The following is an 11,865-nucleotide window of genomic DNA, read 5'->3' on the forward strand; positions in this document are numbered from 1 at the left end:
GTTTCCCTTTTGTACCCGTTTTGTGACGCTCGCCTCTTCCATTTCGCGTGGACTCTCTCCATATTCGCGGCATGGCCAGATCACCGAAAAAAACCTCGCCCTCGAAGTCCGAAAACCGCGGTTTCGAGGAAGCTCCCCAATCGTCTTTCGAAGGCGCGCCGCTGCAGGGCTCCGTTTCCGATTGGGTGAAGCAGCTGGAAGCCGAAGCGGAAGCATCCGGGGTCGAGACGCAGCGCGAGATCGCCTCCAAGGCCGGCAAGCACCGCAAGAAGATCGAGATCGCGGCGCGCGAAGAGGCCATCAAACAGGCGGCCAAGGAAGCCAAGTCAGCGCCCAAGACGGCGAAACACACCACGGCGAGCAAGACCGCCCGCGGCGTGTCGATCGGCGCCTCCTCCGACCCGAAGACCCGCGCCGCCGCCGGTCTCAATCCGGTCGCCGGCCTCGATATCAGCCTCGAAGACGCGCAGAGCCTGGCACCCGGCGCCGTCACCGCCACCGTCGAGGCCCTGTCGGCGCTGATCGAGAGCGGCAATCCGCTGTTCAAGGACGGCAAGATGTGGACGCCGCACCGGCCGCAGCGTCCGCAGAAATCGGAAGGCGGCATCGCCATCGAGATGGTCTCCGAATACGAGCCGGCCGGCGACCAGCCGACGGCGATCGGCGATCTGGTCGAGGGCATCAACTCCGGCGACCGCAGCCAGGTCCTGCTCGGCGTCACCGGCTCCGGCAAGACTTTTACGATGGCGCAGGTGATCGCCCGCACCCAGCGCCCGGCCGTGATCCTTGCGCCCAACAAGACGCTCGCCGCGCAGCTCTATTCCGAGTTCAAGAACTTCTTCCCCAACAACGCGGTCGAATATTTCGTCTCCTACTACGACTATTACCAGCCGGAAGCCTATGTGCCGCGCTCCGATACGTTCATCGAGAAGGAAAGCTCGATCAACGAACAGATCGACCGGATGCGCCACGCCGCCACCCGCGCCATCCTGGAGCGCGACGACTGCATCATCGTCGCCTCGGTCTCCTGCATCTATGGTATCGGCTCGGTCGAGACCTATTCGGCGATGACCTTCCAGATGACGGTGGGCGACCGCCTGGACCAGCGTCAGCTCTTGGCCGACCTCGTCGCCCAGCAATACAAGCGGCAGGACATCAATTTCGTGCGCGGCTCGTTTCGCGTCCGCGGTGACACAATCGAAATCTTCCCGGCCCACCTTGAGGATGCCGCCTGGCGGATCAGCATGTTCGGCGACGAGATCGACGCGATCACCGAATTCGACCCCCTCACCGGCGCCAAGACCGGCGACCTGAAAAGCGTCAAGATCTACGCCAACTCGCACTACGTCACGCCGCGCCCGACGCTGAACGCCGCGATCAAGTCGATCAAGGAAGAGCTGAAGCTGCGCCTTGCCGAACTGGAAAAGGCCGGCCGCCTCTTGGAAGCCCAGCGCCTCGAACAGCGCACCCGCTACGATGTCGAGATGATGGAAGCCACCGGCTCCTGCGCCGGCATCGAGAACTATTCGCGTTATCTCACCGGCCGCGCGCCGGGCGAACCGCCGCCGACCCTGTTCGAATATATTCCCGACAACGCGCTTGTCTTTATCGACGAAAGCCACGTCACCGTGCCGCAGATCGGCGGCATGTATCGCGGCGACTTCAGGCGCAAGGCGACGCTGGCCGAATACGGTTTCCGCCTGCCGTCCTGCATGGACAACCGGCCGCTGCGCTTCGAGGAATGGGACGCGATGCGGCCGCAGACGATCTCCGTCTCGGCGACGCCCGGCGGCTGGGAAATGGACCAGTCCGGCGGCGTTTTCGCCGAACAGGTCATCCGCCCGACCGGCCTGATCGATCCGCCGGTGGAAGTCCGCTCCGCCCGCAGCCAGGTGGACGACGTGCTCGGCGAAATCCGCGAGACCGCCCAGAAGGGTTATCGCACGCTCTGCACCGTGCTCACCAAGCGCATGGCCGAGGACCTCACCGAATACCTGCACGAACAGGGCGTTCGCGTGCGCTACATGCACTCGGATATCGACACGCTGGAGCGTATCGAGATCATCCGCGACCTGCGTCTCGGCGCCTTCGACGTGCTGGTCGGCATCAACCTGCTGCGCGAAGGCCTCGACATTCCCGAATGCGGTTTCGTCGCCATTCTCGATGCCGACAAGGAAGGTTTCCTGCGTTCCGAAACCTCGCTGGTTCAGACGATCGGCCGTGCGGCGCGTAACGTCGACGGCAAGGTCATCCTGTATGCCGACAAGATCACCGGCTCGATGCAGCGCGCCATGGACGAAACCGCGCGGCGCCGCGAAAAGCAGATGGAATACAACGCCGCCCACGGCATCACGCCCGAATCGGTGAAGGCGAAGATTTCCGACATTCTCGACTCGGTCTACGAACGCGACCACGTCCGCGCCGACATTTCCGGCGCCTCCGGCAAGGGTTTTGCGGATGGCGGCCACCTCGTCGGCAACAATCTTCAGGCCCATCTCAACGCGCTGGAAAAAAGCATGCGCGACGCCGCCGCTGACCTCGACTTCGAAAAGGCCGCGAGGCTTCGCGACGAGATCAAGCGGCTCAAGGCGGTCGAACTGGCATCGATGGACGACCCGATCGCCCGCGACGAAGCCCGCAGCCAGGAACGCGCCGGAAAAGGCGGACCGAAAAACGGCCGCTCCGGAACCCTCTCCCCCCCTGCGGGGGAGATGTCGGCAGAGGGGGGTGGTTCAGCATCCTCAACATCGCTTTTCCAGAAACCACATCTCGACGACATGGGCCGCGACATCGCCGAACCATCCTCGGGCTCGACCCGAGGACAGTCCACCCTCTTCCGCAAGAACTCGCTGGACGAAATGACCGTCGGCCGCACGGAAAAACCCGTCACCGGGAAGATGCCGCCGAAGCCGCCGGAAACGGAGCCCGGCAAGCGGTTTTCGCCGCTGCTGGAAGGCCAGCCGGAACGCGATGATGGCGTGCGGCCGGTGGTGCGCGGCAAGGTCGGCGCGGGGAGTTATGAGGATGCCGGCGAGCAGAAGCGCAAGGGGCGGACGAAGGGGAAGACCGGGCGGCCGGGGCAGTGATGGTCACGCGCTAACGCGGTTCTCTTTGCGACAGTATACCAGGCTGAAAAACTCGCGATGGATCCAGATAGGTAATTTTTTATTGGACGGTTTCTACCTTAGAGTATCTGTGCATACGTGAATTTTCTCTATTGAAGAAGGCGAACTTCAAAATATATTGTTCCGTTTAACAGAAACACTGGTGAAAGATTTGCACTGTGGTTGCATTGTCAGAGCGCTATTTTGGAGACCTTGAAGCCTTCGACGAGGCAAACCAGAACGATTCCTTTTTTGGAAATACGTTTGTTGTCCCGAGTTCCCTGAGTTTAGACTCACTAAAAAACAACAAGAAATTTATAATTGTAGGAAGAAAAGGGTCAGGAAAAACATCTGTTCAAATGCACCTTGCTGAACGAGTAAAAAAACAGGGATATTTTACTCATCATTTTAGATTTTTCTATGATTTGAGAACAGACGACTATGCGGATATTGCAAAAACTCAAAATGAGGTTTCATTCGCGAGTGTAACAAACCAAAGATCATTATTTCTACATTATGATTTCAGAGACATCTGGGAGAGAGTATTTTTTCAAAAAATCGCGAACACTTTAATATACGAAGGGCATAACAACAAATTCACGGATTTTATTTCCCCCTCCTCCTCTCTTCTCTCGAATATTTTTGAAGGAATAAGTAAGACACTCACTGTGAAGATCAAGCCTCAAATGGGACCAATTGCCGCTGAAGTCGGTATAGATCTCACCAAATTAGACAAGCCAGATGAATTGTCCTTGAAAGTATACAACAGAATATCTCGTGAATTATTTTCACGACACTGCATACAATACCAGATGTATTTCTTTATAGACGAGCTGGTATTCTCGCGATTAGACGCTAAAGAAGATGAGATAACGCTTCGAGCAGCGATGGTTCGCGATATCGTTCGAACCGTCTGGGAGCTAAATTCTTACAGCTATAAAAATAAAATGGAATTTCATTTTATCTGTTCGATGCGGCCAGAAGTTCGCAATATGATTAACGATCTCGATTCAGAATCTGGAAAGTATCTTGATGGAAAAGATGTTGAATTAAATTGGATAATACGTTCATCTAAAAACAGGCCACTTATAGTTGACGTATTAATGCGCAAAGTAGAATATAGTTTTCATAAAAAAACTCCATTTCATAATTTTTTCGCTGAGAAAGTTAGTTTTGGCTCGAGATCCTACAGTGTTGAACAGTTTCTTCGCGAGAACACATGGGGGAGGCCGAGAGATGTGGTTCGGCTACTAATTGCGATTCAAAAAAAATCACCGAACGCCGAAATTATATCGGAAACCGAAATAAAAGCGGGACTAGATGAATACTCTAGAATGTCTCTAAAAGAACTGGTAGATGAACTTGGGGTCACGTTCGGGCATCAGGTTATCGAGACACTGAGATATGGGGTAAGAAAGAAAAACTATAAAAGCATCGAGGAATTTTGGACTGCAATCAGCACAACCAAACTGAATGTTAATAAAGAAAGATTTCTGAAAGAGCTTTTTGAACTTGGGTTTATTGGCGGCCATGTGCCATCTCAAGGCAGGTATTTTTGGAGCCATCGAGGAGAAAATTATTTGAAGCCCGACCACCAAGTGCTGATACATCCGGGATTGTGGAACGAATTGAGCATTCGCAGCTCTTGATCCTCTCATGCTTTTGACGAAGTTACGCAAGCCAATAAGCTTGAATATTCGAGAATATCGGGAAAGATCACCCCCGCACAAAATCTCACCCCCTCCGCATTAAACCTCCCTCAACCTCCTCATGGCATTGACGAATGTGCCAGAGCAGAAAAGGAGAGTCGGATGGCGCTGATCGGTTTTAAGAACACTCACAATCAGTCCGTTTACGTCAATCCTGTGCAGGTGGCCTATGTCACGGCCTTCGAGGAAGACGTGACGATCATCGCGCTGGCGGTGACCGGGGCCGGCGGCAAGCCGGTGGCGCTTTATGTGCGCGGCCATGTCGACATGATCCAGCACAAGCTCGGCGGCGTCGCGCCGCGTCCGGCGGGTTGAGACGCGGTCGGCTTTGCCGACGGGACGATCCGCTGGGATCGGTTCAAGTTTCGAACGCCTGAAGCGCCAGCGGAAGGCCGGGTGGTGCGATATCCCGCTCTGGCTCGATGCGTTGATCACTGTGCGAGATAAAGCAGCACCGTCGCATTCCTGCAGGTCGGACTGGCGCCGCGTTTTCCTGCGCGGCCAAAACGGGCATGATTGCCGGTGAAATTTTCTGTTTCCCGCCTCCTCGCCCTTCACCCAAGCGTTTGAAATCCCTCATGTCGGCCCGGCTTCACCGGCCTGACCGGAGATTTCTTGCGTTCTCGTTTTCCCCGCTCCTGCCCGCCGGTGCCATACTGGCCGCGTTCCGCATCGGATACGCTGCCAGGCGTGGCAGTCATGCGGAGCCGGCGCGGATGGTCGAGGGTGAGACGCAAAACCTCGTCATCCGGGTCCGTGGAAAATGGTCTCCCTCCGGCGACCGGGAATGACAAGGCAAGGCCGTCGGACCGGCTCCTCGTCATTCCCTCAGAGCGCGTCCGGGCGTGCCTGTGAGGCATTGGAGGGTGGCGGGCGGCGTCCTGCGGCGTTCGAGGGTCTTGATCGATCCGGGCCGCGTGGCGCAGGTGGCGGAAGGTGCCCCCGGTCGATCGGCAACGATCGTCGGGAGAGGCGGTCATGGCCGGGCACTGGAGAGTATGGCGTGCATGATCCTCTTTGCAAAAAGAGAGGCGCCGCATAGCCCACAAAACCCGTCGTCGCAGAGGGATCGAAGTCGCGGATAAAAACAGCCGAACGGGGCACTGAGAGGTGTCACTTATTACTTTATTTACGAGGCAGCTTTCAGCGCCCCGTCCGACCCTCGGCTTAAACCCGAGAGCGAAAATGACGAGAACCGCTTCATCCTCCCTGGGAGAGCGAAGCGAAAACCCGAGATCGCCAAGGGAGACGTGTGTCCGGCATCCGCCGCCCGCCCTAAGGCCCCACATTCAGCCTGTCCCTCAATTGCAGCCGAAAGGAGAATTTCATGTCCGGTTCGAATTGGTTCCTCCAGGATCTGACGCCCGAGCGGATTTGCGCCGTGAACGCCCGGATCAGTCGCTCCGCCGCCGATCTGTTCGACATGCCGTCCCGCTGCCGGCGCCGCTCCTGTCGCCGCGGCCAGTGCTCCGCCGCGTTGTCTGCGGAAAGCCATGGCGGCGGCGAGCCGGAATGTGTCGCCCTGCTGGGGGATCACGACCGCGCGTTTTTCGGCATGCTTACGGAAAATGGCCGCCTCGTTTTCAGCCTCCTGCGCGACTGGCAGGTCCTGCCGGTGTTTGACGACAAGGAGATGGTATTCCTGTTGCGGGAGGCAATCAGTCTTGCCGTCCTGGCGCTGTACCGGGAGCCGGCGACGAGGCTGCTGGCACGCGTCTGGCTGCGACGCATTGATCTGCCGCCAGCCGTGGCGCCGACATTGGCGCTTGCGCGGGTTTATCGGCGGTTTGGTGAGGAAGTGGATGTAGTGGGGTAAGGGGGCCGGCGTTGTCGGGCTTAGGCGTGCGGTTCTTGAAACGATTCACCTTCGCCCGATAGGGAGGCGTGGAGATGTGAGGCGAAGTAAGGGGTTGAGGGTGACGCGCCGCCCCCCGGCCCTTCGCTAGGGCTCAGGGCGTTCGATGCTCAAAATGCTCCACTGGAGCATTTTGCCGGCCGAAGGCCGTCGCATCTCTCCCGGCCGCTCGCTACGGCTCGCGGCGTTCGATGCTCAAAACGATCCACTGGATCGTTTTGCCGGCCGAAGGCCGTCGCATCTCACCCCACAAACGCCCTTTCGATCACGAATTCGCTCGGCTTGTTGTTCGCACCCTCGTTCAGCCCTGCCTTCTCCAGCAGCGCCTTGGTGTCCTTCAGCATCGCCGCCGAGCCGCAGATCATGCCGCGGTCGGTTTCCGGGTTGAGCGGCGGCACGCCGAGGTCGGTGAACAGCTTGCCGCTTTCCATCAGGTCGGTGATGCGGCCGCGATAGGTGAAGTCTTCGCGGGTGACGGTCGGGTAGTGCTTCAGCTTGGTGCCGACGATCTCGTGCAGGAATTCGTGGTTGTTGATCTCATGCACCAGGTCGAAGCCGTATTTCAGCTCGGCGACATCGCGGCAGGTATGCGTCAGGATGACCTCGTCGAACTTTTCGTAGGTCTCCGGATCGCGGATCAGGCTGGCGAAGGGGGCGATGCCGGTGCCGGTCGAGAACATGTAGAGCCGCTTGCCCGGCGTCAGCGCGTCGAGTACCAGCGTGCCGGTCGGCTTCTTGCGCATCAGCACTGTGTCGCCCGGCTTGATCGCCTGCAGATGCGAGGTCAGCGGGCCGTCCGGCACCTTGATCGAGAAGAATTCCAGCTCTTCGTCCCAGGCCGGGCTGGCGATCGAATAAGCACGGTAGACCGGCTTCTCGCCGACCATCAGGCCGATCATCGCGAACTCGCCGGAGCGGAAACGGAAACCGGCCGGCCGCGTCATCCGGAAGCGGAACAGGCGGTCGGTGTAATGCTCGACGGAAATGACCGTCTCGGCATAAACGCCATCCGGGATTTTGACCGCAAATTCTTCTGTCTTGGCTGGAGCGTTCATGCCTATCGTCTCTTCAGTCTTCGTTCTTCGCAAAAGCGAAATATACCATCATCCGGCAGATTTGAAGGCATCCGCGTTCTTAAGTCGCGGATGCCGGAAAAATATGTGCCGGAAAGTCAGCTTTTCATTCGTCAGGCCGCAACCGTGCGGCGGCGCCAGCTGTAACCGCCGGTCTTTTCCGCGTCGCGGGCGGTCGGCTGGTAATGCTCGGCAATGCCCGGCAACCTGCCCTCCTCCAGCCGCTTCAGCGCCGTGGCGTTCTTGACGGCAAAGCTGTCGATGCCGCAACGGAGCATCAGCGGGATCTGGTCGATCAGCACGTCGCCGACGGCGCGGACTTCGTTCCGGAACGCCAGCCGGTCGCGCAGCAGCGAGGCATGACTGAAGGCGCGGCCGTCGTTGAAGGCCGGGAACTCTACCGCGACGATCTCGAGGCGGTAGAGATAGGGTTCGAGCTTGCGCACGTCGTCGCCGGGCTTGATCAGCACGCCGAGGCCGACATCATTGCTGGCCTCCGCCTTGTCGATCAGGTCTGCGAGCGGCAGAAGCGGCTTCTGCTCTTCGGTCGCCTTCACCTCTTCGGTCTCGACCACCCAGGCGTCGTTCTCGACGAAACCGGTCTCTCTCCAGATACGGGTCATTTATGCAGCCTCCGCCTTGGCGTCACCATAGAGCGCAGTCTTGAACGGCTGCGGTCCGACACGGCGATAGGCATCGAGGAAGATTTCGTCCTTCGACAAACGCAGGCCGAGATAGGTGTCGACGATGGTTTCGATCGCATCCGTCACTTTGGCCGGCTCGAAGCCGCGACCGATGATTTCGCCAATCGAGGTATTTTCATCCCCGGAGCCGCCAAGCGTGATCTGATAGAGCTCGGCGCCCTTCTTCTCGACGCCCAGGAGACCGATATGGCCGACATGGTGGTGACCGCAGGCATTGATGCAGCCGGAGATTTTTATCTTCAGCTCGCCGATATCCGCCTGCCGTTCCGGTGCGCCGAAGCGGTTGGAGATTTCCTGGGCTACCGGGATCGAACGGGCGTTCGCCAGGGCGCAGTAGTCCAGGCCGGGACAGGCAATGATGTCGGTGATCAGACCGGCATTGGCGGTAGCGAGGTTCTGGGCGACCAGCGCGCGGTAAAGCGGCTCGAGATCGGCCAGCGCCACATGCGGGAAGATGACGTTCTGCTCGTGGCTGATGCGGATTTCGTCGTGCGCGAACTCTTCGGCCAGATCGGCGATCAGCTCCATCTGCACGTCGGACGCATCGCCCGGAATGCCACCGATCGGCTTCAGGGAGATGGTCACCATGCCGTAATCGGGATGCTTGTTGGGCTGGACGTTCTGGTTCACCCAGCGGGCAAAGTCCTCGTCCTGCTTCTTCCAGCCGGCCAGCTGCGCCCAGCCCTCGGCACGGTCCGGCAGTGCCGGCGGCGCGAAATAGTTGGCGATGGCCGCCACATCGGATTCCGGCAGCTTCAGCTCGGTGCCCTGCAGATGCGCGAACTCTTCCTCCACCTGACGGGTCAGTTCCTCGACGCCGGTTTCGTGGACGAGGATCTTGATGCGCGCCTTGTACTTGTTGTCTCGGCGGCCGTGCAGGTTATACACGCGGATGATCGCGGTCGTGTAGGACAGCAGGTCCTCTTCCGGCAGGAAGTCGCGGATCTTCTTGGCGATGAGGGGCGTACGGCCCTGCCCGCCGCCGACATAAACGGCAAAGCCGATTTCGCCGGCCTCGTTCTTCTTGAGATGCAGGCCGATGTCGTGCACCTGGATCGCGGCGCGGTCGCGCTCGGCGCCGGTGACGGCGATCTTGAACTTGCGCGGCAGGAACGAGAATTCCGGATGGACGGACGACCACTGGCGCAGGATTTCCGCATAGGGCCGCGGATCGGCGACCTCATCGGCGGCAGCACCGGCAAAATGGTCGGCGGTGACGTTGCGGATGCAATTGCCCGAGGTCTGCAGCGCGTGCATTTCGACAGTCGCCAGCTCGGCGAGGATATCCGGCGTGTCGGACAGCTTCGGCCAATTGTACTGGATATTCTGGCGGGTGGTGAAATGGCCGTAACCGCGGTCGTATTTGCGGGCGATATGCGCCAGCATGCGCATCTGCTTTGCATTCAGCGTGCCATAGGGAATGGCGACACGCAGCATATAGGCATGCAGCTGCAGATAAACGCCGTTCATCAGGCGCAGCGGCTTGAAGGCGTCTTCCGCCAATTCGCCGGACAGGCGACGGGTCACCTGATCTCGGAACTGTTCCACACGGCCATGAACGAAGGCGTGGTCGAACTCGTCGTAACGGTACATGAGACGTCCTTAAACTGCGATAAAGGCCGGATCGGCGGGGCGATAACCGGCGGCATATTCCATGGTCGGGCCCTGGGCCCGGATGCGTTCGCGAAGGCGGGTCGGCCAAAGCTTGCCGTTCTGCTCCTCGACATCGACGACCGCCACGTCCACCACCCTGTTTTCGGCGAAGTCGCGCTTGCCGATGGCTTCCAGCGAGGCGACAGCCTCCGCATGGCGTGCCACCAGCGAATCCTGCAGATCTTCCACCCACTGGCCATTTGCATCGAGCCAGACGGCGATGCCATCGGACAGGCGGTTGGCGGTGAGAACCTTGTCGGTCATTCCTGTCTTCCCTTATCGTACGCTGTCTTCACGAACCTTGCCTGCCTTGCTCTTGAAGGCGGACAGCGGCTCGGACTTCTCGAAATTCGCACCGGCGACGGCTTCGCCGATGATCACCATCACAGGGCCGGCGAGATCGTCGCGAGCTTGCAGATCCGGCAGTTCGCTCAGCACGCCGTGCAAAAGCTTGCGGTCGGCCCGGCTGGCATTCTCGATGACGGCAACCGTCGTGTCGGCGCTCAAGCCCGCGCCCATCAGCCGCTCGGCGACCGAAGCTGCAACAGAGCTGCCCATATAGACGGCGATCGTTGCACCGGAAATGGCGAGGCTTGCCCAGTCCGGGAGAACCTTGCCGGTCAGGTCATGGCCGGTGGTGAAGATCAGCGACGAGGCGACGCCGCGCAGGGTCAAAGGCAGATCAAAATCGGCGGCAGCAGCGAAGGCCGAGGTGATGCCCGGCACGATCTCGTAGGCGATACCGGCTTCACGCAGCGCAGCCATCTCTTCGCCCGCACGGCCATAAACCAGCGGATCGCCGGACTTCAGGCGCACGACGCGCTTGCCCTGGCGGCCGAGCTCGACCAGCAGCTTGTTGATCTCTTCCTGGCTCTTGGAATGGCAGTTCTTGCGCTTGCCGACCGAGAGGCGCTCCGCATCGCGGCGACCCATATCGACGATCGCCTGCGGCACCAGCGCGTCATAAACGATCGCGTCGGCTTCCATCAGCACGCGCTGGGCACGCAGCGTCAGCAGGTCTTCGGCACCCGGGCCGGCGCCGACCAGCCAGATCTTGCCTTCGGCGCGACCGGTGGTGGAGAGCAGCGCATTGGCGGAACGGCGGGCAGCGGCCGTATCGTTGGAGGCGACCGCATCGGCGACATCACCGGAAAAGAAGCGGCGCCAGAAGATTCGGCGGGACACGCCGCGCGGCACGAGCCGTTCCGCAGCACCCCGATAATCGGCGGCAAGGCTTGCGAGGCGTCCAAGCGACGGCGACAGCATCTGGTCGATGCGGGCGCGGATCATCTGGGCCAGAACCGGGCCGGCACCCTCCGTGCCGATGGCGATGGCGACCGGGGCGCGGTTGACGATGGCCGGCGTGTAGAAATCGCAGAAATCCGGCTGGTCGACCGCATTGGCCGGGATCTTTTCCGCACGGGCGGCAGTAGCGATGGCCTGATCGAGCGCGGCGTCACCGGTGGCGGCGAAGATCATCGTGGCGCCGGCGACCTGCTCCGGCGAAAACTCGGCGCGGACGGTCTCGATGTTCTCGGCGGCAAGCCAGGCAGCATAGTCGGCTTCCGGCTCGGCGGCATAGGCTATGATCCGCGCATCGGTGTTGCGCAGCAGCCTTGCCTTCGCATAGGCCTCGTCACCATTGCCGAACACAAGCACGTTCCGTCCGCTCACACGGAAGAAGGCCGGGAAGACCGACAGGCGTTGTTGGCTGGGAGACATGCTTGTATCCTGAATCATATGACAGGAATATCCCACAACGCCCCC

Annotated in this window: 9 protein-coding genes; 4 read left to right on the forward strand and 5 right to left on the reverse strand. The window is 59.8% G+C overall.

Features of this window, described 5'->3' with window-relative positions; translation table 11 throughout:
* Nucleotides 1-71 precede the first annotated feature (71 nt).
* The 4 genes from uvrB (at nt 72) to KX729_RS00990 (ending at nt 6,629) form a co-directional block, all read left to right on the forward strand.
* Nucleotides 72-3,086 carry an excinuclease ABC subunit UvrB gene (uvrB, locus tag KX729_RS00975; protein ID WP_219740585.1) on the forward strand — a complete coding sequence of 1,005 codons (3,015 nt, stop codon included), beginning with the start codon at nt 72-74 and terminating at the stop codon, nt 3,084-3,086.
* A 197-nt stretch (nt 3,087-3,283) separates the two neighbouring features.
* Nucleotides 3,284-4,753: a P-loop ATPase, Sll1717 family gene (locus tag KX729_RS00980; RefSeq protein WP_219740586.1), complete on the forward strand. Its 1,470-nt coding sequence runs from the start codon at nt 3,284-3,286 to the stop codon at nt 4,751-4,753.
* 162 nt (nt 4,754-4,915) lie between these two features.
* The gene (locus tag KX729_RS00985) at nt 4,916-5,128 is read left to right on the forward strand and encodes a hypothetical protein (protein ID WP_219740587.1); all 213 of its coding nucleotides are present in this window, start codon (nt 4,916-4,918) and stop codon (nt 5,126-5,128) included.
* Nucleotides 5,129-6,140: 1,012 nt separating this feature from the next.
* On the forward strand, nt 6,141-6,629 hold the full coding sequence (locus KX729_RS00990) for a hypothetical protein (RefSeq protein WP_219740588.1): 489 nt from the start codon (nt 6,141-6,143) through the stop codon (nt 6,627-6,629).
* 281 nt (nt 6,630-6,910) lie between these two features.
* Here KX729_RS00990 and KX729_RS00995 read toward each other — a convergent pair whose 3' ends face one another.
* The 5 genes from KX729_RS00995 to cysG form a co-directional block, all read right to left on the reverse strand.
* On the reverse strand, nt 6,911-7,723 hold the full coding sequence (locus KX729_RS00995; RefSeq protein ID WP_219740589.1) for a ferredoxin--NADP reductase: 813 nt from the start codon (nt 7,721-7,723) through the stop codon (nt 6,911-6,913).
* A gap of 131 nt (nt 7,724-7,854) precedes the next feature.
* Nucleotides 7,855-8,364 carry a DUF934 domain-containing protein gene (locus KX729_RS01000; protein WP_219740590.1) on the reverse strand — a complete coding sequence of 170 codons (510 nt, stop codon included), beginning with the start codon at nt 8,362-8,364 and terminating at the stop codon, nt 7,855-7,857.
* Entirely contained in the window at nt 8,365-10,038 is a 1,674-nt protein-coding gene (locus tag KX729_RS01005; protein ID WP_219740591.1) for a nitrite/sulfite reductase, read from the reverse strand.
* Between the two features lie 9 nt (nt 10,039-10,047).
* Nucleotides 10,048-10,362 (reverse strand): DUF2849 domain-containing protein, encoded by a 315-nt coding sequence (locus tag KX729_RS01010; protein WP_219740592.1) that lies wholly within the window; start codon nt 10,360-10,362, stop codon nt 10,048-10,050.
* A gap of 12 nt (nt 10,363-10,374) precedes the next feature.
* Entirely contained in the window at nt 10,375-11,820 is a 1,446-nt protein-coding gene (gene cysG, locus KX729_RS01015; protein WP_219740593.1) for a siroheme synthase CysG, read from the reverse strand.
* Nucleotides 11,821-11,865 lie beyond the last annotated feature (45 nt).

It is taken from the genome of Neorhizobium populisoli, assembly GCF_019430945.1.
Taxonomy (GTDB): Bacteria; Pseudomonadota; Alphaproteobacteria; order Rhizobiales; family Rhizobiaceae; genus Neorhizobium; species Neorhizobium populisoli.

Coding starts and splice junctions, on each gene's coding strand:
- KX729_RS01010 (WP_219740592.1), bottom strand. CDS start 10,362: ATGACCGACAAGGTTCTCACCGCCAACCGCCTGTCCGATGGCATCGCC.
- KX729_RS00995 (WP_219740589.1), bottom strand. CDS start 7,723: ATGAACGCTCCAGCCAAGACAGAAGAATTTGCGGTCAAAATCCCGGAT.
- KX729_RS01000 (WP_219740590.1), bottom strand. CDS start 8,364: ATGACCCGTATCTGGAGAGAGACCGGTTTCGTCGAGAACGACGCCTGG.
- cysG (WP_219740593.1), bottom strand. CDS start 11,820: ATGTCTCCCAGCCAACAACGCCTGTCGGTCTTCCCGGCCTTCTTCCGT.
- KX729_RS00985 (WP_219740587.1), top strand. CDS start 4,916: ATGGCGCTGATCGGTTTTAAGAACACTCACAATCAGTCCGTTTACGTC.
- KX729_RS01005 (WP_219740591.1), bottom strand. CDS start 10,038: ATGTACCGTTACGACGAGTTCGACCACGCCTTCGTTCATGGCCGTGTG.
- KX729_RS00990 (WP_219740588.1), top strand. CDS start 6,141: ATGTCCGGTTCGAATTGGTTCCTCCAGGATCTGACGCCCGAGCGGATT.
- uvrB (WP_219740585.1), top strand. CDS start 72: ATGGCCAGATCACCGAAAAAAACCTCGCCCTCGAAGTCCGAAAACCGC.